This is a genomic window from Microbacterium kribbense (assembly GCF_039537285.1).
GTDB lineage: Bacteria > Actinomycetota > Actinomycetes > Actinomycetales > Microbacteriaceae > Microbacterium > Microbacterium kribbense.
This window is the reverse complement of sequence record NZ_BAABAF010000013.1, coordinates 1-25,956: the sequence shown is the minus strand read 5'-3', so window position 1 is coordinate 25,956 and position 25,956 is coordinate 1. Positions and strand designations below refer to the sequence as shown.

Here is a 25,956-nt window from a genome sequence, read left to right as displayed (position 1 = left end):
TAGGTGTTAGCCCGGCACTCCGGTGATGGGTCGCGGACGACGCGACCAAGACCGGCCCGGGTCGGGCGGGACGCAGTCCGGTTACGATGGCACCATGGCAGGCGACGCGAGTGACGAGGGGGTCGTCGTCGCGCAGATCGGCGACATCGATGACGGCTGGGGCATCCTGATCGACGCATCGGTCACCGGCACCGTCGATGACATCGCCGTGTTCAACGACCGCGGCGAGTACTTCGCGCTCGACAACAGCTGCTCGCACATGCAGGGTCCGCTCTCGGACGGATATGTCTCCGACGGCACCGTGGAGTGCCCGGTGCATCAGGGCCGATTCTGCCTGCGCGACGGCTCGGTCGTCTCGGACCCGCCCACCGAGCCGGTGGCGTCCCACCGTGTGAGCGTGGACGGCACCGACATCCGGGTGACGCCGAACCCCGCGCGGCTCGCGTCCGGCATCTGAGCCTCAGGCGGCAGCGCCCGGACGGCCGTGGGTCCGACCTCAGGCATCCAATGCGGCGATGAGGTCTGCCGGTGCGGCCTGCATCGGGTGCGGGCCGGCGATGTCGAAGAAGACCGTCGTGATCTCGTCCCCGTGTGCGCCCAGGAACGCCCGCAGCCACGCGGCCGAATGCAGCCCGACCGACGACGGCAGCATCTCGGGCTTGTGCACGGCATCACTGAACAGCAGCAGCGCGATCTCGCCGGATTCCGGGTCGCGGTACGTCCACACCTCGCCCGAGTCGCGCGGATCGTCGCGCGCACCCGGCCGCATCAGCGGCACCACGGTGGGCCCGTGCCGGAGCGCGAAGGCGACGGCGGCCATGTCCTGCGTCTGCAACGCGTCGGCGAGCTGGACGTTGCGAAAGTCCAGCTGCTTCTTGCCGCGCTTCTTCCGGGATGCCACGGGTCAAGCGTAGCCGCAACGAAAAGGACCCTCTCGAGTCGCTCATTGGGGACTGAGCGACTCGAGAGGGCCCGCGACGTCACACACGTGGTTGGGTTCGCTGGGGACGAACCTGCTTGCCGCTGGGGACGACTTCACCACGCCAGCGCGTAACGTATATCGGAAGAATACGCGCTCACCCACCTCACGCGCTGTCCCCTTTTTGGGGGACAAGACCCGCGGCACCCGCTCAGTACAGCTGGAAGATGACGTCGTCGATCGACTGGACCCCCCCGATCGAGACCGACAGATGATAGCTCGCTCCGCCGCCGGCAGCCTGAGGCCGGTTCTTCGCCTGGCAGGTCGCCACCGACGACCGGGTGCGGTCCCAGACGATCGGCTGCGCGCTGGAGACCTTCTGCCCCGCATTCAGCAGCACCACCATGTCGCTCGGCTCGCTCTGGCAGTCGGTCGACCGCCACCACGTGTCGGTGCCGCTGGTGATCGTGAACGACTGCGCGGCGGTGCCAACGTTCAGCGTGCACGCGTTCGCCCCGGTGTTGGTCAGCTCGATCGACAGCTTCGGGTCCTGGCCGCTCGCATAGCTGGTCTTGTCGGTGACGGCCTTGACCACGACGTCGTTGGTCGAGCACGGCGGTGCGGATGCCGCTGGATCGGGCATCGCCCCCGGTGTCGCGGGCGTCGTCGCGCCCGGCGTTGCGGGCGTCGTCGCACCTGGCGTGGCCGCGTCGGTGGCACCGGGCGTCGGCGCGGCGGGGCCGGTCGGTGCGGTGGATGCCACGACCGCCGGGATCACCGGCGCTGCGGGCTGCTGCGCGGCGGCCGGCTCGGGCTCGCCGTGGCCGATCCACGGCTGGGCGATCAGCAGCCACACACCCGCGGCCACGATGGCGGCGACCAGCAGCAGCCCCAGTCGTCGCCGGCGGTAGACGGCGGGCGAATGTCGGCGTCGGGGTGTGCTCACACAACGAGGCTAAGCCGCACCGGGTTTCGCAGCGGCAGGGCGCGCCCGGTCACAGCCGCTTGAGCATCCGCGTGTTGCCGAGCGTGTTGGGCTTGACGTGGGCGAGGTCGAGGAACTCGGCGACACCGGCGTCTGGACTGCGCAGCAGCTGCGCATACACATCCGGCGCGACGACGTGCTCGCCGATCGGCGCGAAGCCGTGCCTGGTGAAGAAGGATGTCTCGAAGGTCAGGCAGAACAGCCGCTTCAGACCCAGCTCGATCGCGCGTGCCTCGAGCACCTCGACGATCCTGCCGCCGATGCCCTCATGAAGTCGATCCTCGCGCACCAGCAGCGTGCGCACCTCGCCGATGTCCTGCCACATCACGTGCAGCGCGCCGCAGCCCAGCACCTCGCCGTCGGCCTCGGCGATGACGAACTCCTGCACTGCCTCATAGAGCCCGACGAGTTCTTTGCCGAGCAGAATGCGCCGGGCCACCAGCGGCTCCAGCAGCCTGTCGATGGCACGGACATCCGACGTGCGCGCCGGGCGGATGACGATCTCGCTCACCCGACCAGCCTACGGCCGCCCGCTGCCCCGGCCTGCGCGCCGCGACGGCTCGCACTAGGCTCGACCCACGATGACCCACACGATGACCCACCCGGAGACGGCGGGGCTGGATCTGCCCCGCTACCTGGAACGCATCGGGTACGCGGGGGACCTGAGCCCGACGGCGGCGGTGCTGGATGAGATCATCGCGCGCCACGCGAACGCGATCCCGTTCGAGAACCTCGACCCGTTCCTCGGCGTGCCCAACCGGCTGGACCTGCCGTCGCTGCAGCGCAAGCTCGTCGACGGCGGACGCGGCGGCTACTGCTACGAGCACGACCTCCTGCTGCGAGCGGCGCTGCAGCAGATCGGGTTCACCGTTCACGGCCTCTTCGCGCGCGTACTGTGGGGAGCGGCCCCGGGCACCGTCAACCCGCGCAGCCACATGCTGCTGCTGGTCACCGCCGACGGCGGGCAGCGCGTGGCCGACGTCGGGTTCGGCGGAATGGTGCTGACCGCGAGCCTGGCTTTTCGCCCCGACGTCACCCAGCAGTCGCCGCTGGAGCCGTTCCGGCTCATCGCCGACGCCGGGGAGTACACGCTGCAGGCGCTGGTGGGCGGGCAGTGGCATCCGCTGTACCGCTTCGACCTGCAGGAGCAGCTGCCGACGGACTACGAGGCCTCGAACTGGTACCTGTCGACGTCGCCGCTCTCGCGGTTCGTCACGTCGCTGATGGCCGCGCGGGCGACCGCGGACCACCGGTACGCCCTGGCCGGACGGCGGTTCACGACGCACACCCCGGGGCAGGACTCGCAGCATCGCATCCTGGCGGATGCCGCACAGCTGCGCGAGGTGCTCGAGGAGCGGTTCCGCATCGACACCAGCGCGCTCGACATCGACCTGGCCTTCGCGCGCGCAGCACCGGCCTGAGCACACAGTCGCCGCGAACGGCCCGAACACGAAGGGAGCGGATGCCCGCAGGCATCCGCTCCCTTCGTATGATCGGCTACGCGCCGGCGATGATGTCGGGCGTGGCCGCGATCTGCTCGGGGGCGCCGACGCCGATCGCCACCTTCTCGCCGCGTGGGCCGTGCTCGAACGTGAGCTTGCCGTCCACGGCATCCACCTTCACGTGGTCGCCGGCGTTGAGCTCGCCGTGCAGGATCCGCTCGCTGAGCTGGTCTTCGACCTCGCGCTGCATGGCACGGCGCAGCGGGCGCGCACCCAGGGTCGGATCGAACCCGATCTCGATGAGCTTGTCCTTCGCGGCGTCGCTGAGCTCGATCGTCATGTCACGATCCAGCAGCCGCTCGCTCAGGCGCTTGGTGAACAGGCCGACGATCTTGCGCAGCTCGTCCTTGTTCAGCTGCGGGAAGACGATGATGTCGTCGACGCGGTTGAGGAACTCGGGCTTGAAGTGCCGCTTGAGCTCTTCGTCGACCTTGCCCTTCATCCGCTCGTACGAGGTCGTCGTGTCGCCCTCGACCTGGAACCCGACTGGACCGCCGGCGATCGCCGAGCTGCCGAGGTTGGTCGTCATGATGATGACGGTGTTCTTGAAGTCGACCAGACGGCCCTGACCGTCCGTGAGCCGACCCTCTTCGAGGATCTGCAGCAGCGAGTTGAAGATGTCGGGGTGGGCCTTCTCGATCTCGTCGAACAGCACCACCGAGAACGGCTTGCGCCGCACCTTCTCGGTCAGCTGCCCGCCCTCTTCGAATCCGACGAACCCGGGAGGGGCGCCGAACAGCCGCGAGACGGTGTGCTTCTCGCCGAACTCGCTCATGTCCAGTGCGATCAGCGCGCCCTCGTCGTCGAACAGGAACTCGGCCAGCGCCTTGGCCAGCTCGGTCTTGCCGACGCCGGTGGGCCCGGCGAAGATGAACGAGCCGCTGGGCCGCTTCGGGTCCTTCAGGCCGGCACGCTGACGGCGGATCGTGCGCGCCAGCGCCGCGATCGCCTCTTCCTGGCCGACGACGCGCTCGTGCAGCGCCTTCTCCATGAAGACCAGCCGGCTGGACTCCTCCTCGGTGAGCTTGAACACCGGGATGCCGGTGGCCTGGGCGAGCACCTCGGCGATCAAGCCCTCGTCGACCACGGCCGAGGTGGCGACATCCCCGCTGCGCCACTGCTTCTCCAGCCGCAGCCGCTCAGCAAGCAGCGACTTCTCCTCGTCGCGCAGCGACGCGGCCTTCTCGAAGTCCTGCTCCTCGGATGCGTGCTCCTTGTGCGTGCGCACATCGGCGATCTTGTCGTCCAGCTCGCGCAGCTCCGGCGGGCTGGACAGGATCGACAGGCGCAGTCGGGCACCGGCCTCGTCGATCAGGTCGATGGCCTTGTCGGGCAGGAAGCGATCCGAGACGTACCGGTCCGACAGGTTCGCGGCGGCGACCAGCGCACCGTCGGTGATCTGCACTTTGTGGTGGGCCTCGTAGCGGTCGCGCAGCCCCTTCAGGATGTTGATCGTGTGCGGCAGCGTCGGCTCGGCGACCTGGATCGGCTGGAAGCGGCGCTCCAGCGCGGCATCCTTCTCGAAGTGCTTGCGGTACTCGTCCAGCGTCGTGGCGCCGATGGTCTGCAGCTCGCCGCGGGCCAGCAGCGGCTTCAGGATGGATGCCGCATCGATGGCGCCTTCGGCCGCGCCCGCGCCGACCAGCGTGTGGATCTCGTCGATGAAGACGATGATGTCACCGCGCGTGCGGATCTCCTTCGTGACCTTCTTCAGGCGCTCTTCGAAGTCGCCGCGGTAGCGGGACCCGGCGATCAGCGACCCGAGGTCGAGGGAGTACAGCTGCTTGTCCTTCAGCGTCTCGGGCACATCGCCCTTGACGATGGCCTGCGCGAGCCCTTCGACGACCGCGGTCTTGCCTACGCCGGGCTCGCCGATCAGGACGGGGTTGTTCTTGGAGCGGCGGGACAGGATCTGCATGACCCGCTCTATCTCTTTCTCCCGGCCGATGACCGGGTCGAGTTTGCCCTCGCGGGCGGCCTGGGTGAGGTTGCGCCCGAACTGGTCGAGCACCTGCGACCCGCCCTGCGCGGAGCCGCCGGTCTCGTGCGCGGCGCCGGAGACCGCAGCCGGCTCCTTGCCCTGGTAGCCCGAGAGCAGCTGGATGACCTGCTGGCGCACCTTGTTCAAGTCGGCGCCGAGCTTGACCAGCACCTGGGCGGCGACGCCCTCGCCCTCGCGGATCAGGCCGAGCAGGATGTGCTCGGTGCCGATGTAGTTGTGGCCCAGCTGCAGCGCCTCGCGCAGGCTCAGCTCGAGCACCTTCTTGGCGCGCGGCGTGAACGGGATGTGCCCGGTCGGCTGCTGCTGGCCCTGCCCGATGATGTCCTGCACCTGCTCGCGCACGGCGTCCAGCGAGATGCCCAGGGACTCCAGCGCCTTGGCGGCGACACCCTCACCCTCGTGGATCAGGCCGAGCAGAATGTGCTCGGTACCGATGTAATTGTGGTTGAGCATCTTCGCCTCTTCCTGGGCGAGGACGACCACACGACGGGCACGGTCGGTGAATCTTTCGAACATCTCTGGCTCCTCCGGGCGCGCGGGTGACGGCGCCTAACAACGAGCGTAGCCAGAGGGGGGATGCCCGTTGCCGGTGTTCGCCGTCGGCATAGCGCCCGCTTGACAACGAACCGAGACATCCATATCGTTTCTCGATAACAACGATTATCGATAGTAGACCTGATGATCTCGTTCTCGTGGATGCACCTGCTGGTGCTGCTGGCCGCGGGGCTCGTCCTCGCCCTGGTCGTCTTCTTCATCATCCGCCGATGGCGGCGCGCCGGGATCGACCTGGACATCGCCGCGACCCTCACCGCAGCGACCCTCTTCGCCGCCATCTCGCTGCTGGGTGCGGGCCTGACTCTGGTCGAGCTGTTGACGGCCGCCCAGCTGCAGATGACGGTCCCGGTGCGGCAGTTCTGGCCCCAGCTGCCCGACGGCATGACGCTGACGACGGCCGCCGGCATGCCGGCACGCATCGACGGCGGATTCACCTCGGCCGACCTCGCGGTTGAGAACGTGAGCGAGGGCGCCCGGGCGCTGTGGGCGATCGGGCAGACGCTCGGCGTGCTGGTACCCGCCGCGATCGCAGTCCTGATCGCGATCGCCTGCTTCCAGCTCATCCGCGGCCGCGCGTTCGCACCGGTCGTGGCGCGCATGGCCCTGGTCACGGCGTTCGTTGTGCTGATCGGCGGCGTGCTGGCCCAGGCATTGTCCGAGTTCGCCGGATCCCTGGTCTCCAACCAGCTCCTGAGCCTGAACGGCGTATCGATCGCGGGGCGCCGGCGCAGTGGGATCCGACCGCGTTCCTCCCGCAGGCGGCGATGACGGTGACGATCCCGCTGTGGCCGATCGGCGCGGCGTTCGGCTTCGTGGCGCTGGCCGCCGTGCTGCGCATCGGCAATCGGCTGCAGCACGACACCGAGGGGCTGGTATGACACCCCCCGAGGACGAGGCCACCGGCATCCACTGCCGGCTCGATGAGCTGCTCGCCGAGCGAGGCATGACGCTGACCCGACTGTCGGAGCTGGTCGGCGTCTCGGTGGTGAACCTGTCGGTGCTCAAGAACGACCGGGCCCGGGCGATCCGCTATTCGACCCTGTCGGCGATCTGCCGGGTGCTGGACTGCGAGGTGGGCGAACTGCTCGTTCGATCCGAGTGAGTGCTGCGGCGCATAGCATCGAGAGGGATGCCGGGGCGCGGCATCCGCGGAAGGGAGTGCCCCGTGACCGGCTTCGTCTTCAATCCGATGCGCGATGAGCCTGCCGCCTCGACCGGCGACGTGCCGCCGCGCGACCTCGTGGACCGGTCGGACATGTTCGGGCGTTGGGGCAAGCCGATGCGCGCCGCTGCGGGCGTCGACCCGACGGACGCACGCTTCATCGCGGCGAACCTGCAGCACTGGGTCGCCAACGCGGTGCGCGAAGCGGTGCTGATGGAGCGCACGAACCTCGCCTCGCTGCTGCCGACGCTGCAGGTGACCTCGCCCGACCTGACGCTGGAGCGCGTCTCGAGCATGCAGCACGGCGACGAGCCGATGCGGCTGGTCGACCTGCTGATCTGGGCGCGCCGATTCGACAGCGTGCGCGACATCCTGACTTCGGCATTCGGCGACGCGACGCGGGCACCGGTCGCGACGCTGCCTCCCGCCGACGAGGGCATGGGCCGTGTGGTCACGACCGCCCTCGGCCGCCAGCGCGGCAGCGCCGATGCGGCGGCGGACGCGGCGGACGCCGCGGACGCCGGCGGTGCGGCTCGGGACGGTGCGGCTCGGGACGACAGCGGCAGACGACGCGCCAGTCGGTAACGCGCCGAACAGCAGCGTCGGCATGAACTGAGTGCCCCGCACGTACTGGCACGCTATGGACTCCCGCGACCCGGATACCAGCGGCCACACGAACCGACTTCGCCGGTCGCGGCATCCGAACTCTTCAGTCGTCACAAATGGCGACCTGCAGTGCCGCCAACCGTGCATACGCGACGACTCAAGAATCGCGCCCCCACTTCGGTCGTCGCATATGACGGGTTCTGCTGACCCCGACCCTGCATTTGTGACGACTGAAGAACCAGGAACTCACACCCCCTGAGGCCGCCAACCGCCAACCGTGCATATGCGACGACTCAAGAACCGGGCGGTGCAGCCCGCCGTCCCGCTCCGGGCCCGGTCAGCGCGTGCGGTCGGCGATCGCGCCGCGCACCCGCTGCACCAGCGTCTGCGGATGCTGAAAGAGCATCGTGCGCGTCACCCGGATGACGCGCCAGCCTGCGGCTTCGAGGCGCGCATACCGCTCGACGTCACGCTCCCACTGCGCGCCGGTGCTGTGGTGCTCACCTTCATATTCGACAGCGATCCGCCACCGCGGGTAAGCCATGTCGACTCGACCGAGAAACTCGCCGTTGCCGTCGAAGGCGTCGTGGTCAAGCGTAGGTTCGGGCAGGCCTGCGTCGACGAGTGTGAGCCGCGTCCACGTTTCAGGACGCGAGGCGGATCCGGTGCGCACACGCCCGAGCGCATCACGCAGCCGCGCCACGCCAGGACGCCGCCCGGCGGCGAGCGCCGCGGCCAGTTGATCGATCGTGGCCAGCGCCGCCGGCATTTCCCGGTCGGGCATGCTGACCGGCGGCCGGGCGACGCGGACGAAGTGATCCGCAACCGCAACCAGGTCGTAGGAGTTCTGCAGGATCGGCCCCAGCATCCCCCACGTCGCCGCGGGACTGGTCAGCCGCAGGCCCGAAACCGGGTGGGTCCGCGCGGCGATGAGCGTGGGGCGAAGCGCATGACCGCTGACCCCGCGACCGCGTGGTGCCCGACCCGACCAGAGCACCCCCACCTCAAGCACTTCCGTGTCGAAGCACAACCACTCCTCACTCCTCTCGAAGAGCCGGCCAGGCAACGGTGCATCCCACAGGACAGCTGCCGTGATGCCGCAGAAGAAGGCACCCGGTGCCATGATCGGCGTGTACTCCGCCGCCCGTTGATGGATGCGCCTCACCGCAGCGCTGCGCGGGTATGCGCGCTGCGCGTTCTCGGCGGCGTCCGACACGAGATCGGCGCCGGCGCGAGCCCTGGCACCGTGGAAGGTGCGGGTCAGATCTCGTGCTCGCAACCGCGAGCGACTGACCCCAGCACGCCGTGCGGCCGCCACCCGAAATGCGGATCCGAGGTCACTGGGGATGTCGGGGCGTGTCATGGCGTCACTGTCGCACACGCGGTGAAGACACCGTGGTCGTTATCCACAGGCGCGGCATCCCGACTCTCCGACCCGGGCACCGCCGCCGTTGTTCGGTCGTCGCATCTGGCGGGTTCTGCCGTAATTCACCCGCCAGATGCGACGACTCAAGCACGCGCGTCAATATTCAGTCGTCGCATATGGTGACGTGCAGGCCGGCAGACCCGCCATATGCGACGACCGAGGTAGAAGCGCGAGCACGCCGCGTCAGCACGCGGCGAGAGCAATCCGCGGCCGGCCGCGGCATCCGGCATCCGGCATCCGATACCGCCCACGCCCACCGGCACCGGCACCGCCTCCTACTGCAGGGCGGAGGTGAGCCGGGCGATGTTGTCCAGCACCGTCGAGCGCAGCGGCTGCTGCTGCCACTCCTCCAGCGTGAGCTCGCGGGACAGGCTGCGGTACATCTCTTCGACCTCGCGCATCTCGCCGACGAACTCGGCACCCCGCACCAGCATCGAGATCTCCAGGTTCAGACCGAATGAGCGCATGTCCATGTTGCTCGATCCGATGATGGCGACCTCGTCGTCGATGGTCATCGACTTGGAGTGCAGGATGTACGGCTTGCGATACATCCAGATCTTCACGCCCGCCTTCAGCAGCGCTTCGTAATAGCTGCGCTGCGCGTGGAAGACGACCGCCTGGTCCCCCTCCTCCGAGACGAACAGCTCGACCTGCAGGCCGCGATGGCACGCCGTGGTCACGGCCAGCAGCAGCGCCTCGTCGGGCACGAAGTACGGACTGACGATGATGATCTTGCGCTGCGCGTAGTAGAGCAGCGCCAGGAACAGCCGCAGATTGTTCTCGAACCGGAACCCCGGCCCGCTCGGCACGATCTGGCAGTCCAGGTCGCCGGTGCCGTCGCGGATGTCGAACAACTCGACCTCGTCCTCCAGGGTCTCGTCGGTCTCGGAGTACCAGTCCGATAGGAACACCGCGTTGATGGATGCCACCACGGGCCCGTCCATCCGCACCATCAGGTCCACCCAGTGCAGCCCCCGGCGGATGTTCTTCTTCAGGTTGTACGTCGAGTCGGTCACGTTCTGCGACCCCATGTACGCCACGTCGCCGTCGACCACCAGCAGCTTGCGGTGATTACGCAGGTCGGGCCGCTGATACTTGCCGCGCAGCGGCTGCACCGGCAGCATCAGCCGCCACACGGCCCCCATCGCCGTCAGTCGCCGCAGCGTCTGCCGGTAGAACGGCTTGCCCCGATTGGCCCAGTGGTCCAGCAGCACGCGGACGGTCACGCCACGGGCGGATGCCTCTTCCAGCGCCCGGAAGAAGTTGTCGGTCGTCGCGTCGGACTGCAGGATGTAGAACTCCGCGTGCACATAGCGTTTCGCACGGCGGATCGACTCGGCCATGTCGTCCAGGCTCTTCTGATAGTCCGAGATCAGATGCGCGGTGTTGTCACCGGCCAGCGGCATCGACCCGAGCGTGCGGTTCATCGTCACCATCGAGGTGAACCAGTCCGGGGCGTGCGGGCGCAGCGTGCCGAAGTCCAGATGCGCACTGGTGTCGCGGATGTACTCGTTGATGGCATCCTGCTTGCGCCGGCGCTTGCGCGGCAGCCGCGGCGTGCCGATCAGCAGGAACAGCAGCACACCGACTATCGGGATGAAGTAGATCGCCAGCAGCCACGCCATCGCGGCGGTGGGCCGGCGGTTGCGCGGCACGACGATCACCGCGGCGATGCGGATGGCGATGTCGAAGATCAGGACGACGATCGGCCACCAGGTCGCGATGAACGCCATCCGGTCCCCCTACGGTCTCGACTCAGCGTAGCCGTATCGGCCGACGGCGCAGGCCTGGACGCAGCGGGTCAGCGACCGGCGATGGGAGGCAGCGGGGGCAGCCCTCGCTTGGCGCGCTCTTCGGCCTGGATCTTCGAATAGGCGCGGCGCTCGCTGCGGTCCATCCGGATGACCGTGCGCAGCAGGAAGAACAGAATACCGAGCAACACCACGGTCGGGATCAGCGACCAGAGCGCGGCGACCCAGAAGTTGTCCATAGCGCCATCGTACCGGCGCCCGCTCGACGTTCCCCCTGAGCCTGCGCGCACCGGCTCCTCCCCAGCAGCGGCGATTCCACCCGATCGGCCGAGGCGTCCACAGATCGGCCGGCCGCCCGGCAGGGCCGAGGCGGCCCGGGCCAGGGTCGAGGCATGACGACGATCCTTCGCACCACGACCGCAGCCCAGTTCCTCGCCCTGCTGCCCGCCATGCTGGGCTGCACGCCGACCCGTAGCCTCGTGCTGGTGCCGTTCGCGCACAGTCGCTCGGTCGGCGCGATGCGCGTCGACCTGGCCGACGACGGACAGGTCGACCAGCTCGCCTCCACCTGCATCGGCATGGTGTGCCGGCTGGCCGACGTCGACGAGCTGACGGCGGTCGTCTACACCGACCAGCCGCTGCGCAGCGGCGACGACGAGCCGGCACATGCCCGACTCGCGCAGGCGCTCGCGCAGCGGGCGGATGCCTGCGGCCTGCACCTGCGCGACGCACTGTGCGTCGCCGCCGACGCGTGGGGCTCGTACCTCGACCCGGAGTGCCCGCCGGCCGGGCACGACCTGGCCGAGCTCGTGCCCGATGCGCGCGCGCCCGTGCCGCCCGGCGATCAGCACTCCGGCGTCGAGCTGCCCGAAGTGGCGGCCGAGGCCATCGCGCAGACCGCGACGGCGCTGGAGGGTCTGGATGCCGCCGTGGCGGCGATCCGGTTCGGCGATGCGACGCCGGGCCCGGCGCGCATCGACCCGCGGGCACTCGTGGCGGCATGCCGGCTCGACGACATGCCGGCGCTGTTCGAAGAAGCCCTCGGCCAGGATCCGGCGGACCTGGACGCATTCACGGCGGCACTGCTGGTGTGGACGCTCTCGCGACCGGCCACCCGCGACGTCGCGCTGATCCAATGGTCGGACGATCAGGATGCCGGCGACGCCGCGCTGCAGGCGCAGCTGGACTGGGAGGACGGGGCCGAGTACCCACCCGACCTGGGCGAGCGGATGTGGGGCGACGGTGCCCGACCCGACCCCGACCGGCTGCGCGCCGCGCTGGAGCTGACCCGGCACGTGGCGGCGCGGGCGCCGGCAGCGCGCCGGGCCGGTCCGTTGTCGATGTGCGGGTGGCTGGCGTGGGCGCTGGGACGCTCCACGCATGCCGCCGGCTACGCCCAGAGTGCGCTGGAGTGCGAGCCCGGGCACGGCCTGGCCGAGATCGTGCTGTCGCTGACGGCGGCCGGCCACCTGCCGGCCTGGGCGTTCACGGCGGCGACGCCGTGACCGGGTGGATTGTGTGACCAGGAGTGCTATTTGACGAGGGGGAACAAGATGGTCTCGCGGATGCCGAGCCCGGTGATCGCCATCAGCAGCCGGTCGATACCCATCCCCATCCCGCCCATCGGCGGCATCCCGTGCTCCATCGCGCGCAGGAAGTCCTCGTCGATGCGCATGGCCTCCAGGTCGCCCGCTGCGGCCAGCGTCGCCTGTGCGACGAACCGCTCGCGCTGGATCACCGGGTCGATCAGCTCGGAGTATCCGGTGGCCAGCTCGAACCCACGCACGTACAGGTCCCACTTCTCCACGACTCCGGCGATCTTCCGGTGGTCGCGCACGAGCGGGCTGGTGTCGACGGGAAAGTCCATCACGAAGGTGGGACGGGTAAGGCCGGGCTTGACGAAGTGCTCCCACAGCTCCTCGACCCACTTGCCGTGGGTGGCGTGCGGCGGTTCGGCCACCCCATGGGCGGCGGCGAGCGCGCGCAGGTCGTCGATCGAGGTCTGCGGGGTGAGGGTGACGCCGGATGCCGCACTCAGCGAGTCGTACATCGAGATGCGGTCCCACTCGCCGCCCAGGTCGTAGACGGTGCCGTCTGCCCAGGTGACCGTGGTCGAGCCGGCGACGGCTGTGGCCGCATTCTGGATGAGCTCTTGGGTGAGGTCGGCGATGCCGTTGTAGTCGCTGTAGGCCAGGTAGGCCTCGAGCATCGCGAACTCGGGGCTGTGCGTGGAGTCGGCGCCCTCGTTGCGGAAGTTGCGGTTGATCTCGTAGACCCGGTCGATGCCGCCCACGGCGGCGCGCTTGAGATACAGCTCGGGCGCGATGCGCAGGTACAGCTCGGCGTCGAACGCGTGGGAGTGCGTGACGAACGGGCGTGCCGAGGCGCCGCCGTGCTGGATCTGCAGCATCGGCGTCTCGACCTCGATGAAGTCGTGCGCGGCGAAGGTCTGGCGCAGGCTCGCGTTGACCTGGGTGCGGGCGCGCACGGTCTGGCGCGCCTGGTCCCGCACGATGAGGTCGAGGTAGCGGCTGCGCACGCGGGTCTCTTCGTTCAGCTCCGTGTACATGTTCGGCAGCGGCATCAGCGCCTTCGAGGCGATCGCCCAGTCCTCGACCATGATCGACAGCTCGCCGCGCCGGCTGGAGAGGACCTGGCCGCGCACGTAGACATGGTCGCCCAGATCGACCAGTTCCTTCCACCGCGCGAGCTGCTCGTCGCCCACGACCGCCAGCGACACCATCGCCTGGATGCGGCTGCCGTCGCCGGACTGCAACGAGGCGAAGCACAGCTTGCCGGTGTTGCGACTGAACACGACCCGTCCGGCCACAGCCGCGGTCACGCCGGTCTCGTCCCCCGCCTCGAGCTCGCCGAAGCGGGCGCGCAGGGCGGGGATCGTGTCGGTCACCGGTACCGAGACCGGGTATGCGCCTCCGCCGGCATTCGCACGCTCGGCGATCAGACGCGCACGCTTGGCCATGCGCACGGCCTTCTGCTCGAAGGCGTCGTCCTCGGCGGCGGTGTCAGCGGGCGTGGTGGGGGTATCGGTCATGCGGCGGGGCTCCTCGGCGATCCGTGCAAGTCTACCGGCGACGCCTGCACCGCCCCGAGCGCACCGGCCACCAGGTCAGGGCGCGAAGCCGGCACCGCCGGGTCGGGGCGCGAAGCCGGCACCACCCGGGTCAGGGCGCGAAGCCGGCACCACCCGGGTCAGGGCGCGAAGCCCACGCCGCCCGGGTCGGTCGAGGCCGGATCGGTCAGGGCCTGGTCGACGCTGGAGTGCACGATCGTCGACAGAAACGCGCGCGGGTTCTCGACACCCGCGGCAGCCAGCAGGTCGGCCGCCTGGCGCACGATCGAGCGCGAGAACTCGGTCGCCGTCGCGATCGCCTCGGCGTATCTCGGCCGGTCGGCGTCGGCGACCACGACCGGCTCGCAGCCCAGCTCCACCGCCAGGGCCTGGGCGATCGGCAACACCGCCGCCGGCGCCGTGACGGCGGCGAACGCGTCGGTGAGCTGGCGCAGGTCCATCGACGTGCCGGTGAAGGTGATCGCGGGGTGGATCGCCAGCGGAATGGCCCCGACCGCCGCGGCCGGCGCCAGGACGCCCAGGCCGTGCCCGGCGTCGGTGTGCATCACGAGCTGGCCGATCTGCCAGGCGCTGACCCCGGCGAGCCCCGCCACCAGAGCCGGCAGCTCGTCGTGCGGCACCGCCAGCACCACCAGCTCGGCTCGGCGCACCACCTCGGGCGCATCCAGGAAGGGCACACCCGGCAGCACCGACTCGACCCGGTCGTCGTCGGACCCGTGCGTGACCCCCACCACCGCGTGCCCGGCGCCGGCCAGGGCGGCGCCGATGATCGGCCCCACCTTCCCGGCGCCGACGATGCCCACGCCCAGCCGTCCGTCCCGGCTCATCGCGGACTCCCGCCGCCGGCGGGGGCGGTGCCCGCATCGCCTGCCCAGCGGTGGCTGTGGTCGGCCGCTCCGGCGGCGACCGCGGCGGCCTCGACGCGGGCGAAGACGTCGACGGCCGCATCCCGATCCACCGCGTTCAGCTCGCCCGAGACCCGGCCGCTGATCGTGTGCGCATGGAGGCCGGCCACCCGCAGCATCCGATCGACCGGTCCCTGGTGCATGCCGACGCTCTGCAGGCGGGCCAGCGGGAAGATGCCCAGGCTCCGCCAGATCACGCCGCGGCGCAGGAACAGCACCGGGCCCGACAGCAGATACCCGTTGCGCCGCCACGACAGCGGCCGCACGATCCACGCACGCCGCGGTGTGTTCGTGTAGGGGTCATCGGCGGCCGGTCCGAGGATGCCGTGCTGGAACACGAGCGGCCACTGGTCGTCGCCCATGCCGGGCAGCAGCAGCCGCAGCACCCGCTCGACGTCGGCGCGGTCGCCGACCGGCAGCACCTCAGCGAACTGGTCGGGCTCGTTCGACCCCGCCCGCTTGCCCGAGAGCCGGTTCACCCGGATCGCCCACCAGCCGGATGCGCGCCACAGCAGCGGCTGGCTCACCTCGATGGCGTGGATGCGGCCGGGCGGCAGCGTCTCGGTGATCGTGGTGAACAGGCCGTACGTGATGCGCACGCCGTTGCGGGTCGGCGAGATGCGGTAGCGCAGCGCCTTGGTCACCGACCGCATCAGAACGGTGCCGAAGCCGAGGAACATCGGCACGATCGTGAACAGGATCCACACGGTGCCCACGATCGAGCCCCACACCGCGGCGACGATGAGCGCGAGCAGAATCACGGTGCGACCGCTCAGCAGGCGCGAGAGGATCAGCCGCACGACCGGGATCTGCACGATCGAGTCGGGTTCGGCGACCGGCTGGTCCGACCCGAGCACGAGGTCGTTCACGGCGTCGGTGACGATGGATGCCGCGGCCTGCATCCGGGATCCGCCCGCGCGGGCCGCGCCGGCCACCCGCGCCTCGGCCAGCTGCCGGCCCGACGCCAGAGTCAGGATGTCGGCGCGCACCTCCTCGGCGGTGCCGGTGGCCAGATACTCGAGCTTGACGTTGGCGTCGGACCCGGCGCCGACGACCTCGAGCTTGGCCATGCCGACCAGTCGCGCGAGCATCGGGCGGGTCAGGTTCACCCCTTGTACGCGATCCAGGGGCGCGCGCCGGTGGCTGCGGAACAGCACGCCCTGGCGCACCTCGACGTCGTCGCCGGTGATCCGGAAGGTGTGGAAGCGCCAGGCCAGGTAGAACAAGCCGATCAGGATCAGCACCACCACCAGGACGACCAGCAGCGCCACCAGGATCAGGTTGTGCCGCAGCAGGAAGTCGATCGGGTCGCCCTGGTCCTGCAGGTCGGGCGCGTCGGGTGCGGCGGTGCGCACGAAGAAGTCGATGATCCGCTCGCGCAGGTTCGAGATCACGATACCGGCGACCACGACGAGCACCAGGCCCCCGCGGAACAGCGGCGTCAACGGGTGCATACGATGCCAGTCGCCGTCGCTGAGCGGCGAGCGCACCTCGGCGGCGACGCGACGCGGGTCGGTCACAGGCCCGTCCTGCGGGTCTCGGCCACGGCGATCAGGGTGTCGCGCAGCTGTTCGGCGGCGGGCTGGGTGAGCCCGGGGATGACCACCCCGGTCGACGCGGCCGCCGTCACCAGCTTGAGCTGGGCGATGCCGAACGCCCGGTCCAGCGGACCGTGCGTGATGTCGACCAGCTGCATGCGCCCGTAGGGCACCGCGACCAGCCGCTGCCACAGGATGCCGCGACGGAACACCAGGTCGTTCTCGCGCAGCTGATACCCGAATGCGCGCGCCTGCCGCGGCGTGATCGCGATGATCCACAGCAGGATCACGGCGGCGATGCCGCCGGGAATCCACGGCCAGGGCCGGCCCGAGACGGCGGAGATGACGCCGGCGGCGACGAGCACCAGAGCCAGCAGCGCCGTCACCGAGATGAGTCGCACCCAGACGTATGCCCGGGCCAGCTGGTGCCAGGTGCCCTCGCCCAGCGGGAGCCGGTTGTCGCTGCGCGGCTGCAGGATGCGGTCGAAGGTGCGCTGGTCCAGCACCGGGTCAGTGGCCGGCGTGGGATCCGTCGACGCCGTCCGCGCCGGGGTGGTGACCGGCTCCGGATTCGGCTCCGGGGTGAGTGTCATCGTCGTCCTTTCGGATGGTGCACAGGTGCTCGGCGATCAGGCCCGCGGCGATCAGCACCGCCGCGCAGACGATCGTCGCGATCAGCGCGCTCACCGAGCTCGCCGACGGGTCTGCCGGCCGGCTCAGGATGAAGGTGAGCAGCCCCAGTCCGAACCCGGTGAACACCGCGCCGACCAGGCTGGACGCCTTGGCGAGCACGGCGATGCGCACCGCCCGGAACGGATTGACCGGCGCGGTGGCGTGCCCGTGTGTGGCGCGGTAGATCGGCAGCGCCAGCACGATCACGCACGCGCCCACCACCAGGAGCATCACCGGCAGCGTGAACATCGGCGTGAACGTCGGCCGCCCGGATGCCGTCAACAGCTGGTCGAGCAGGTAGCCGGCGCCGCCGCCGAGGATGCCGGCCACGATCAGGGCGCCGGGTCCGGTGCGTCTCATCCGGCACCCCGCAGTCCGGCCAGCAGGTCCGCCACGCGCCCCGCGCCGGGCAGCTCGGCATCCGGATCCAGCGCGAGCCATGGTTCCAGCACGAACGTGCGCTCGGCCGCGCGCGGGTGCGGCAGCGTCAGCTGCGGATCGGCGCTGGTCAGCTCGCCGTAGGCGACGATGTCCAGGTCGAGGGTCCGGTCACCCCAGCGCTCGGCGCGCACCCGGCCGTGCTGGTTCTCGATGACGTGCAGCGCGTCCAGTAGCATCCGCGGGGCCAGACGCGTGCGCGCCAGCGCCACGGTGTTCAGATACTGCGGGGCCGCGGCATCCGGCCCGTCGAGCTTGACGGCCACCGACGAGATCGGCGCGGCCACCCGCACGTCGTCGGTCAGCGGCAGGGCCCGCAGCTGGGCGATCGCGGCGTCGAGCGTCGCGGTGCGGTCGCCCAGGTTCGCGCCCAGCGCGATCACGACGGGCACGCCGGCCGGCTGCCCGAATCCCTGGGCGAGGCGGCGGCTCATCCGCGCTCCCGGTGGATCGTGACGGTCACATCGTCGAACGGCACCGTGATGGGGGCATCCGGCTTGTGCACCGTGACATCCACCGCCTGCACGCGCTCGAACGCGAACAGCGTCGCTGCGATGCGCGCGCACAGCGTCTCGATCAGGTCGACGGGGTCGCCGGCGATGATCCTGGTGACCGCTTCGGCGACATCTCCATAGTGCACGGTGTCGAGCACGTCGTCGGATGCCGCCGCCGGTCGGGTGTCCACATGCAGCGTCACGTCGGCGGTGAACTCCTGTCCCTCGCGCCGCTCGTGCTCGTACACGCCGTGGTAGCCGAACGCGCGCAGCCCGCGCAGGGCGATCCGGTCGGTCATCGGCCCGCCCACGCCGCCGCCACGCGCAGGGCGTCCCGGGTCGCGGCGACGTCGTGCACGCGCACGCCCCACACCCCGGCCTGCGCGGTCAGCACGCTCGCGACGGCGGTCGCCAGGTCGCGGCGGCCCTCGGTCGCCTCGCCGGCGTCACCGGATTCGAGCAGGTCGGCCAGGAACCGCTTGCGGCTGGTGCCCACCAGCACCCGCGGCCCGACCTGCACCAGGGCGGGCAGGCCGCGCAGCATCGCCCAGTTCTGCTCGCCGTGCTTGGCGAACCCGATGCCGGGGTCGAGGATGATCCGCTCCGGCGAGATGCCGGCGTCGGTGGCCACCTGCATCCGCGCGATCAGCTCGGCGATCACATCCCGGGCCACGTCGTCGTATTGCGCGTGCGCGTACATGTCGTCGGAGTGCCCGCGCCAGTGGCTGATCACGATGTCCACGTCCATCTCGGCGGCCACGCGCAGCATGTCGGGGTCCGCCAGGCCCCCGGCGACATCGTTGATGATGCGGGCGCCGGCGTGCACCGCGGCCTCGGCGGTCGTGGCGTGCATCGTGTCGACGCTGATCACGGCGCCTTCGGCGGCGAGTTCGCGGATCACGGGGATGACACGGTGCTGCTCGAGCGCAGGGTCGATCCGGACGGCACCGGGCCGGGTGGATTCTCCGCCGATGTCGAGGATGTCGGCCCCGTCGGCACGCAGTTGCCGCCCGTGCTCGATCGCGGCGTCGGCCTGGATATAGCGCCCGCCGTCACTGAACGAGTCGGGGGTGACGTTGACGGCGCCCATGATGACAGTCACAGGCCCGAGCCTACGCTGTCGCGGGACGCGCCTGCCCGCTCTTGCGGCGGTGCGCTGGGGCCTGCGTGCCCTGGTCCGACTCCGTCGAGGCGGCGATCCCGGAGGCGTCGCCGCGGCGGGGGATCTGCACGGGCGGCAGCGCCGAGACCGGGCGGTCCTCGCTCGAGAGCCACTGCGGACGCTCGGGCAGCTTGGTCACATCCGAGAAGATCTCGGCGATCTGGACATGATCCAGCGTCTCCTCCTCCAGCAGCGCGAGCGCCAGCTTGTCGAGGATCTCGCGGTTGGCGTTGATCACCTCGTAGGCCTCGTTGTGCGCCTGCTCCAGCAGTGCACGCACCTGCTCGTCGGCGGACTGCGCCATCGACTCGGAGAAGTCACGGCCGTGGCCCATGTCGCGGCCCAGGAACATCTCACCGGACGAGCCGCCGAGCTTGACCGGGCCGATCGCGGCGGTCATGCCGTATTCGGTGACCATCTTGCGGGCGATGCTGGTCGCCTTCTCGATGTCGTTGGATGCCCCGGAGGTCGGGTCGTGGAACACGATCTCTTCGGCGACCCGGCCGCCCATCGCCCAGGCGAGCTGATCCTGCAGCTCGTTGCGAGTGACCGAGTACTTGTCATCCAGCGGCATGACCATCGTGTAGCCGAGCGCCTTGCCGCGCGGCAGGATCGTGATCTTGGTGACCGGGTCGGAGTGGTTCAGCGCCGCCGCGGTCAGGGCGTGCCCGCCCTCGTGGTACGCGGTGATCAGCTTCTCCTTGTCGCGCATCACCCGGCTGCGCCGCTGCGGGCCGGCGATGACACGGTCGATGGCCTCGTCCAGCGCCCGGTTGTCGATCAGCTGCGCGTTCGAGCGCGCCGTCAGCAGCGCGGCCTCGTTGAGCACGTTGGCCAGGTCGGCGCCGGTGAAGCCCGGCGTCTTGCGCGCGACGACCTCGAGGTCGACGCCTTCGGCCAGCGGCTTGCCGCGACCGTGCACCTGCAGGATCTTCAGCCGGCCGTGCAGGTCGGGCGCGTCCACGCCGATCTGCCGGTCGAAACGTCCCGGGCGCAGCAGCGCCGGGTCGAGGATGTCGGGACGGTTGGTCGCCGCGATGACGATCACGTTGGCCTTGGGGTCGAACCCGTCCATCTCGACGAGCATCTGGTTCAGGGTCTGCTCGCGCTCGTCGTGACCGCCGCCCATGCCGGCGCCGCGGTGACGGCCGACGGCATCGATCTCATCGATGAAGATGATCGCCGGTGCGCTCTCCTTGGCCTGGTTGAACAGGTCGCGCACCCGGCTGGCGCCGACGCCGACGAACATCTCGACGAACTCCGAGCCCGAGATCGAGTAGAACGGCACGCCGGCCTCGCCGGCCACCGCACGGGCCAGCAGCGTCTTGCCAGTGCCGGGAGGACCGTACAGCAGCACGCCCTTCGGGATGCGGGCGCCGACGGCCTGGAACTTGGCGGGCTCCTTCAGGAAGTCCTTGATCTCGCCGAGCTCTTCGATGGCCTCGTCGGCACCGGCCACGTCGACGAAGGTGACCTGCGGCATCTCCTTGGTCACCAGCTTCGCTTTGGACTTGCCGAACTGCATGACCTTGCTGCCGCCGCCCTGGGCAGACGCGAGTATGAACCAGAACAGCACGCCCAGCAGGAGCATCGGCAGCAGCAGTGACAGGAAGCCGCTGAACCAGCTGGTCTGCGGGACGGCGTCGTTGTACCCGTCCTTCGGGCTGGCGCTGTCGATCGCGCTGATCACCTGTTGGCCGCGGGCCTGCACGTAATAGAACTGCACGTCGGTGGCGCCCTGATAGGGCTTGGACAGGGTCATGTCCACGCGCTGGTCGCCGTCGGTGTTCAGCACCTTCGTGACGGTGTCGCCCCCCAGCAGGTTCAACCCCTCTTGCGTGGTGATCTGCTTGGCTCCGCCGAGGCTGGAGATGAGCGAGAAGCCCACGATGAGCAGAACCCCGATCACCAGCACATACAGCAGGGGGTTGCGTGAGATCTTCTTGAAATCCATGGTGCGGGGCAGGCGCCCAAGCCCTTTCGTCGCGGTCCGCTCACTCGCGGACTGTGCATTCAGGGTATCGCGGCCCCGCTATGGCGCGTCTGTGCATTCGCCCACGGCGTACTGGGACTGTCAGCTGTAAACGTGGGGAGCCAGCACCGCGACGTCGCGCACGTTGCGGTAGCGCTCGGCGTAGTCCAAGCCGTAGCCGATGACGAACTCGTTCGGGATGTCGAAGCCGACGTACTTGCAGTCCACCACGACTTTGGCCGCCTCGGGCTTGCGCAGCAGGGCGAACACCTCGACCGAGGCGGCGCCGCGGGAGGCGAAGTTCTCCAGCAGCCAGCTCAGGGTCAGACCCGAATCGATGATGTCCTCGACGATGAGCACGTGCTTGTCATGGATGTCGGCATCCAGGTCTTTGCGGATCTGCACGACACCGCTGGATTTGGTGCCGGCGCCATAGGACGAGACGGCCATCCAGTCCATCGGCACGACCGTGGGCAGGGCCCGGCAGAAGTCGGCCATCACCATCACGGCGCCCTTGAGCACTCCCACCAGCAGCAGGTCCTTGCCTTCGTAGTCGGCCGCCACCTGCGCGGCGATCTCCTCGAGCTTGGCCAGGATCTCCTCCTCGGTGACGAGGACCTTGGTGATCTGATCGGAGATGTCCGCCGCGCGCATGCTCTGAGTCTAGAGGGGCCGCCCGGCCGCAGTGAAGACGATGCGCCCGCCGTCACGACGCGCCTGGCACCCGGGCAGATCGATCGGCCCCTGCCCGGCCCAGTCGGTGATCAGGCGGGCGACCGTGACCGTCTGGGTGCGGGTCAGGCTCTGTCCGAATTCGCTGCCGACCACGTGCCGGATGATGCGATGCCGCAGCGCAGCCGGGTTGGCGGCGAGCGCGGCGACCGAGACCGAGATGCCCGCCTCGGCGTGCTCGACGATGTCTTCGATCGTCTCGTCGATCATCTCGGCGAAGGCCTCGGCATCCTCACGCAGCTGCTCGGCGGTGCGGGCGAGCGCTTCGGCGATGCCGGGGCCGAGCTCGGCCTCCAGCATCGGCAGCACCCGCTGCCGCACGCGCACCCGTGCGTAGGCGGGGTCCTCGTTCTGCGGGTCATGCCAGGGCTGCAGGCCCTGCGCCCGGCAGGCCGCCGCGGTCGCCGTGCGCGGCAGGTCCAGGAAGGGCCGCAGCAGCGGGATGCCGTCCAGTTCGGATGCCGCGGCCATACCCTGCAGGCTCGTCGCGCCCGATCCGCGGGCCAGGCCCAGCAGCACGGTCTCGGCCTGATCATCGCGCGTGTGGCCGACCAGAATGGCCGCGGCGTCCGCATCGGCGGCGACGCGCGCGAGCGCGGCGTAGCGGGCGGTGCGGGCGGCGGCCTCGGGCCCACCTTCACCCTGCACCTGCACGCGCTCGATGCGCGCCTCCATACCGAGGTCCTCGGCCTGCCGGGCGGCGGCTTCGGCGACCTCGGCCGAGCCGGGCTGCAGGGCGTGGTCGATCGTCGCGCTGATCAGCGTCTGACCGCGCTTGGGCGCCTCGAACGCGACGGCTGCGGCCAGGGCGAGCGAGTCCGCACCACCGGAGAGGGCGACCACGACGGCCCCGGGGCGGGTGTCGGCCAGGGCGGTGCGCACGGCCAGCCGCGTCTGCGCGACGGCCGGGTCGAGGCTCGGGCGGTGCTCCACGTTCTCACGGTACCGCCGTCACCCGCAGCGGGCACGGCCGCGAGTAGGCTGGTGCGCGGATTCCCGTCACAGAAGGAGCACAGCCATGGGCGCGTACGACGCCGTCATCGAGATTCCGCGCGGCAGCCGCGTGAAGTACGAGGTGGACCATGAGAGCGGGCAGGTGCACCTCGACCGCATCCTCTACACGGCGTTCGGCTACCCCGCCGACTACGGCTTCTTCGACAAGACGCTCGGCGAGGACGGCGACCCGCTGGACGTGCTGCTGCTGCTGGATCAGACCCTCTACCCCGGTGTGCACGCGAGCGTGCGTCCGGTCGCGGTGCTGAAGATGAGCGATGAGGCCGGGGGCGACGACAAGGTCGTGGCCGTGATCGCGAAGGACCCGCGCTGGGCACACATCCAGGACGTCGGCGACATCCCCCAGCACACCAAGGACGAGATCGCGCACTTCTTCGAGCACTACAAGGACCTCGAGCAGGGCAAGTGGGTCAAGGTCGACGACTGGGCCAGCGCCGCCGAGGCGGAGCGCCTGATCGGCGAGGCCTACGAGCGGTTCGGTTCGCACTGACTCGCCGACACAGAAGAGAGGATGCTGCGGCATCCCCTCTTCTGTGTCGCGGTGCCCGATTCAGACCGAGATGCCGCGCGCGGCCATGAACGTCACCGGGTTGACCGGAGCGCCGTTGACGTAGGTCTCGAAGTGCAGGTGGCAACCGAACGAGTGGCCGGTGTTGCCCTCGGCGGCGATGACCTGGCCGGCCCGCACCTGCTGGCCGTAGCGCACGTAGATGCCGCCATTGCGGATGTGCCCGTAGCCGGTGCCGGTGCCGCCGCCGTGATCGAGGCGGATGTAGTTGCCGTAGCCGCCGTTGTAGCCGGCGTAGGTGACCCGGCCACTGTGCGCCGCATAGATGGGGGCGCCGCAGGCCGCCGCCAGGTCGACGCCCTCGTGGAAGCTGGTGGCGCAGTAGCCGCTGCCGCACTGGGCGTAGCGATACCCGTAACCAGAGCTCTGCCAGCCGCTGGAGGGCCGGCACCAGCCGGATGTGACGACGCCGACACCGGCACTCGCCGGCGATCCGCCGCCGCCTCCGCCGCCGGAGTTGTTCTTTGCGGCGGCCGCGGCCGCCGCGGCCGCCGCCTTGCGTGCGGCCTCTTCCTGGCGCCGGCGCTCGGCGGCGGCCCTGCGCTTGCGCTCTTCCTCCGCCTTGCGCCGCGCCTCGACGCCGGCCTTGTAGCCGGCGACGGTCTTGGCCGTCGTGTCCTTGAGTGCGGCGAGCTGCCCCTGCAGGTCGTCGAGGTGGGCGCTCTCATTGGCCACGGCGGCGTCTGCGGCATCGGATGCCTGCTGTGCGGCGACCATCTTCTTCTGCGCGATCTTCTGCAGCCGATCGCGCTCCTTGCGCTGCTCGGCGGCCTGGTTGCTCAGGCTCTGCGCCGAGTCGCGGGCGGCGACGGCGTCGGAATAGACGGCCCGGTTGGCTTCGAGCAGCTTGTCCATCGTGCCCAGGCGCGCGAGCAGGTCGTCGGCGTTGGCGGCAGAGCCCGACAGCAGCAGCTGCAGCGTGGTGCTGTCGCCGCCGTTGCGGTAGAGCTGCGCTGCGACCTGACCGGCCTTGTCGGCGGCATCCTTCGCCCGGGCCGACTCACTGTCGGCCTGGGACTGCAGATCGTCGGCGCGCTGCGCCGCCGTCACGAAGTCCTGCTGCGCCTGGAAGAACTCGTTGCCAGCCTGCTCGGCGGCGGCCTTGGCCCGCGCGGCGGCGCCCTGCAGATTCGCGATCAGGCCCTCGATCTTGCCGATCTCGGCCTTCTTGGTCGACTCGTTGGCCATCGCCTTCTGCACGTCCGGCCACGAGGGATAGTTGGCCGCGTACGCTGCGGGGATCTGCGGTGCGGCGGCCACGCCTGCGGCGGCGACGCCCAGCACGCCGAGCGCGATCGCGCCGCGACGGGTCATCGGGCTGCCCCAGAAACTGGATCGCTCACGTTCGGAAGGGGCGCATCCGCAGTCTTCTGGGTCGCTCAGTCGCTCGTCGATCACGCGGCCTCCTCGTCCAGCCATGACCCGTCTCCTTCGGCACAGCTTCTTTAACACTAACAACATCAGTCACAGATGCAAGGGCTCCGCGCGCCAGGTCGTGTGCGGCACTTCGGGCACACCCCGATCAGCATGCGCCGCGGAGTGTCGCCTGCGCGCGCAGGCGGCGGGCGGGTCGCGAAATCAGCGGTGGCTTCCGATTAGGCGAATGGCCCGGAAATCTCTTATGCTGGATCGTCGGCACACGTGAGCACCTGCTCCGCACGGACTGGGTACATCCGGCCCCATCGTTTAGCGGCCTAGGACGCCGCCCTTTCACGGCGGTAGCACGGGTTCGAATCCCGTTGGGGTCACGTCATCCGATATAATTTCATAATTCTGGCCCTGTAGCGCAGCTGGTTAGCGTGCCGCCCTGTCACGGCGGAGGTCGCGGGTTCAAGTCCCGTCAGGGTCGCTCCAAGCGACGGGCCCTTTCTCGGAAGGGCCTTTCGTCTGGGATGCGGCAGCTCGCCGCATGGCTCTGTAGCTCAGTTGGTAGAGCGCACGACTGAAAATCGTGAGGTCACGGGATCGACGCCCGTCGGAGCCACTGAGACCCTCGCGTGGCTTCTACACGCGGGGGTTTCTTCATTTTCCAAGGTCGGCGACAGGTCTTGCGCCGGTCCTCGAGCGAGCCTGGCGAGTCGAAAGGCCCTGTCCGACGCGTCCGAAACGACACTCGGTGGCCGCTTGTGCCGGGAGTGTGCCGGCGAACTCCCCCGCACACTCCCGGCACAAAGTGGCACGCATGCGCGGCGACACCCGCGACCGGCGAGCAACGATGGCGAACGGCGACCAATGAGCGCTCGGCGCGCGACACCCGCGGCTGGTGACCTCACGATCTTCGGTCGTGCGCTCACCCGCCGACCCAATACGAGTCCAGATTCACGCTGCTGCCCTGAGCGAGCGGCCGCGGTACGGCCCATCTCTCGGTGACGTCCCGCTGAGTGGTGGAGTTTCTCGACACCGTGCGGATCAGCTGTTGTTGATTATGCCGCGTTGAGTTCTGGGATCGCCACCTCCTCGTC

At 69.8% G+C, this 25,956-nt stretch carries 26 protein-coding genes and 3 tRNA genes; 10 read left to right on the top strand and 19 right to left on the bottom strand.

What is annotated here, in order from left to right; translation table 11 throughout:
• Positions 1–94: 94 nt before the first annotated feature.
• On the top strand, positions 95–457 hold the full coding sequence (locus ABD705_RS15475; protein ID WP_344785201.1) for a Rieske (2Fe-2S) protein: 363 nt from the start codon (positions 95–97) through the stop codon (positions 455–457).
• A 39-nt stretch (positions 458–496) separates the two neighbouring features.
• On the opposite strand, the gene ABD705_RS15470 is transcribed toward ABD705_RS15475, so the two are convergent.
• The 3 genes from ABD705_RS15470 to ABD705_RS15460 form a co-directional block, all read right to left on the bottom strand.
• Positions 497–901: a dehydrogenase gene (locus ABD705_RS15470; RefSeq protein ID WP_344785199.1), complete on the bottom strand. Its 405-nt coding sequence runs from the start codon at positions 899–901 to the stop codon at positions 497–499.
• A gap of 229 nt (positions 902–1,130) precedes the next feature.
• Positions 1,131–1,865, bottom strand: a complete 735-nt coding sequence (locus tag ABD705_RS15465) for a hypothetical protein (RefSeq protein WP_344785197.1) — start codon at positions 1,863–1,865, stop codon at positions 1,131–1,133.
• Positions 1,866–1,914: 49 nt separating this feature from the next.
• Complete coding sequence (locus tag ABD705_RS15460; RefSeq protein WP_344785195.1) at positions 1,915–2,415, bottom strand: amino-acid N-acetyltransferase; 501 nt, start codon at positions 2,413–2,415, stop codon at positions 1,915–1,917.
• A gap of 70 nt (positions 2,416–2,485) precedes the next feature.
• Here ABD705_RS15460 and ABD705_RS15455 point away from each other — a divergent pair, with 70 nt between their 5' ends.
• Entirely contained in the window at positions 2,486–3,325 is an 840-nt protein-coding gene (locus ABD705_RS15455; RefSeq protein WP_344785193.1) for an arylamine N-acetyltransferase family protein, read from the top strand.
• Positions 3,326–3,401: 76 nt separating this feature from the next.
• Here ABD705_RS15455 and ABD705_RS15450 read toward each other — a convergent pair whose 3' ends face one another.
• Positions 3,402–5,924 (bottom strand): ATP-dependent Clp protease ATP-binding subunit, encoded by a 2,523-nt coding sequence (locus ABD705_RS15450; RefSeq protein ID WP_344785192.1) that lies wholly within the window; start codon positions 5,922–5,924, stop codon positions 3,402–3,404.
• A 162-nt stretch (positions 5,925–6,086) separates the two neighbouring features.
• Between ABD705_RS15450 and ABD705_RS15445 the strand changes: the two genes are divergently transcribed.
• From ABD705_RS15445 to ABD705_RS15435, 3 genes are all read left to right on the top strand, one after another.
• Positions 6,087–6,731, top strand: coding sequence for a hypothetical protein (locus ABD705_RS15445; RefSeq protein ID WP_344785190.1), 645 nt, complete (start codon positions 6,087–6,089; stop codon positions 6,729–6,731).
• A 106-nt stretch (positions 6,732–6,837) separates the two neighbouring features.
• A complete protein-coding gene (locus tag ABD705_RS15440; RefSeq protein WP_344785188.1) occupies positions 6,838–7,065 on the top strand; it encodes a helix-turn-helix domain-containing protein in 228 nt (75 codons plus the stop codon).
• Between the two features lie 63 nt (positions 7,066–7,128).
• The gene (locus ABD705_RS15435) at positions 7,129–7,710 is read left to right on the top strand and encodes a hypothetical protein (protein ID WP_344785186.1); all 582 of its coding nucleotides are present in this window, start codon (positions 7,129–7,131) and stop codon (positions 7,708–7,710) included.
• A gap of 358 nt (positions 7,711–8,068) precedes the next feature.
• Here the strand turns inward: ABD705_RS15435 and ABD705_RS15430 are convergent, their stop codons facing one another.
• The 3 genes from ABD705_RS15430 to ABD705_RS15420 form a co-directional block, all read right to left on the bottom strand.
• A complete protein-coding gene (locus ABD705_RS15430; protein WP_344785184.1) occupies positions 8,069–8,947 on the bottom strand; it encodes an endonuclease domain-containing protein in 879 nt (292 codons plus the stop codon).
• 485 nt (positions 8,948–9,432) lie between these two features.
• Positions 9,433–10,890 carry a cardiolipin synthase gene (gene cls / locus ABD705_RS15425; protein WP_344785182.1) on the bottom strand — a complete coding sequence of 486 codons (1,458 nt, stop codon included), beginning with the start codon at positions 10,888–10,890 and terminating at the stop codon, positions 9,433–9,435.
• 68 nt (positions 10,891–10,958) lie between these two features.
• Positions 10,959–11,147, bottom strand: a complete 189-nt coding sequence (locus ABD705_RS15420; protein ID WP_344785180.1) for a hypothetical protein — start codon at positions 11,145–11,147, stop codon at positions 10,959–10,961.
• A gap of 153 nt (positions 11,148–11,300) precedes the next feature.
• On the opposite strand from ABD705_RS15420, the gene ABD705_RS15415 reads away from it, so the two are divergent.
• Complete coding sequence (locus ABD705_RS15415; protein ID WP_344785178.1) at positions 11,301–12,413, top strand: DUF4192 family protein; 1,113 nt, start codon at positions 11,301–11,303, stop codon at positions 12,411–12,413.
• A gap of 26 nt (positions 12,414–12,439) precedes the next feature.
• On the opposite strand, the gene lysS is transcribed toward ABD705_RS15415, so the two are convergent.
• From lysS to tilS, 11 genes are all read right to left on the bottom strand, one after another.
• Positions 12,440–13,960, bottom strand: a complete 1,521-nt coding sequence (gene lysS, locus ABD705_RS15410; RefSeq protein ID WP_344785176.1) for a lysine--tRNA ligase — start codon at positions 13,958–13,960, stop codon at positions 12,440–12,442.
• Positions 13,961–14,118: 158 nt separating this feature from the next.
• On the bottom strand, positions 14,119–14,826 hold the full coding sequence (locus tag ABD705_RS15405) for a DUF2520 domain-containing protein (protein WP_344785174.1): 708 nt from the start codon (positions 14,824–14,826) through the stop codon (positions 14,119–14,121).
• Positions 14,823–16,424 (bottom strand): PH domain-containing protein, encoded by a 1,602-nt coding sequence (locus tag ABD705_RS15400; protein ID WP_344785172.1) that lies wholly within the window; start codon positions 16,422–16,424, stop codon positions 14,823–14,825. Before ABD705_RS15400 ends, ABD705_RS15405 begins: the two co-directional genes overlap by 4 nt.
• Positions 16,421–17,035: a PH domain-containing protein gene (locus ABD705_RS15395; RefSeq protein ID WP_344785170.1), complete on the bottom strand. Its 615-nt coding sequence runs from the start codon at positions 17,033–17,035 to the stop codon at positions 16,421–16,423. Before ABD705_RS15395 ends, ABD705_RS15400 begins: the two co-directional genes overlap by 4 nt.
• Positions 16,953–17,474, bottom strand: a complete 522-nt coding sequence (locus ABD705_RS15390) for a DUF3180 domain-containing protein (protein WP_344785168.1) — start codon at positions 17,472–17,474, stop codon at positions 16,953–16,955. The genes ABD705_RS15395 and ABD705_RS15390 overlap by 83 nt, the downstream gene beginning before the upstream one ends.
• Positions 17,471–17,986 (bottom strand): 2-amino-4-hydroxy-6-hydroxymethyldihydropteridine diphosphokinase, encoded by a 516-nt coding sequence (gene folK, locus ABD705_RS15385; RefSeq protein WP_344785166.1) that lies wholly within the window; start codon positions 17,984–17,986, stop codon positions 17,471–17,473. The genes ABD705_RS15390 and folK overlap by 4 nt, the downstream gene beginning before the upstream one ends.
• Positions 17,983–18,345, bottom strand: a complete 363-nt coding sequence (gene folB / locus ABD705_RS15380) for a dihydroneopterin aldolase (protein ID WP_344785164.1) — start codon at positions 18,343–18,345, stop codon at positions 17,983–17,985. Before folB ends, folK begins: the two co-directional genes overlap by 4 nt.
• A complete protein-coding gene (folP, locus tag ABD705_RS15375; RefSeq protein WP_344785162.1) occupies positions 18,342–19,148 on the bottom strand; it encodes a dihydropteroate synthase in 807 nt (268 codons plus the stop codon). The genes folB and folP overlap by 4 nt, the downstream gene beginning before the upstream one ends.
• 10 nt (positions 19,149–19,158) lie before the next feature.
• A complete protein-coding gene (ftsH, locus tag ABD705_RS15370; protein ID WP_344785160.1) occupies positions 19,159–21,162 on the bottom strand; it encodes an ATP-dependent zinc metalloprotease FtsH in 2,004 nt (667 codons plus the stop codon).
• A 120-nt stretch (positions 21,163–21,282) separates the two neighbouring features.
• Positions 21,283–21,834, bottom strand: coding sequence for a hypoxanthine phosphoribosyltransferase (hpt, locus tag ABD705_RS15365; RefSeq protein ID WP_344785158.1), 552 nt, complete (start codon positions 21,832–21,834; stop codon positions 21,283–21,285).
• Positions 21,835–21,843: 9 nt separating this feature from the next.
• Positions 21,844–22,845, bottom strand: a complete 1,002-nt coding sequence (gene tilS / locus ABD705_RS15360) for a tRNA lysidine(34) synthetase TilS (RefSeq protein WP_344785156.1) — start codon at positions 22,843–22,845, stop codon at positions 21,844–21,846.
• 85 nt (positions 22,846–22,930) lie between these two features.
• On the opposite strand from tilS, the gene ABD705_RS15355 reads away from it, so the two are divergent.
• Positions 22,931–23,416, top strand: a complete 486-nt coding sequence (locus ABD705_RS15355) for an inorganic diphosphatase (protein WP_344785154.1) — start codon at positions 22,931–22,933, stop codon at positions 23,414–23,416.
• A 60-nt stretch (positions 23,417–23,476) separates the two neighbouring features.
• Here the strand turns inward: ABD705_RS15355 and ABD705_RS15350 are convergent, their stop codons facing one another.
• Positions 23,477–24,808 carry a peptidoglycan DD-metalloendopeptidase family protein gene (locus ABD705_RS15350; protein ID WP_344785152.1) on the bottom strand — a complete coding sequence of 444 codons (1,332 nt, stop codon included), beginning with the start codon at positions 24,806–24,808 and terminating at the stop codon, positions 23,477–23,479.
• Between the two features lie 361 nt (positions 24,809–25,169).
• Here ABD705_RS15350 and ABD705_RS15345 point away from each other — a divergent pair.
• The 3 genes from ABD705_RS15345 to ABD705_RS15335 all read left to right on the top strand — a co-directional run bounded on the left by ABD705_RS15345 (position 25,170) and on the right by ABD705_RS15335 (position 25,478).
• Positions 25,170–25,242 (top strand) — tRNA-Glu (locus ABD705_RS15345).
• 27 nt (positions 25,243–25,269) lie between these two features.
• A tRNA-Asp gene (locus ABD705_RS15340) sits at positions 25,270–25,343 on the top strand.
• Between the two features lie 62 nt (positions 25,344–25,405).
• A tRNA-Phe gene (locus tag ABD705_RS15335) sits at positions 25,406–25,478 on the top strand.
• Positions 25,479–25,956 lie beyond the last annotated feature (478 nt).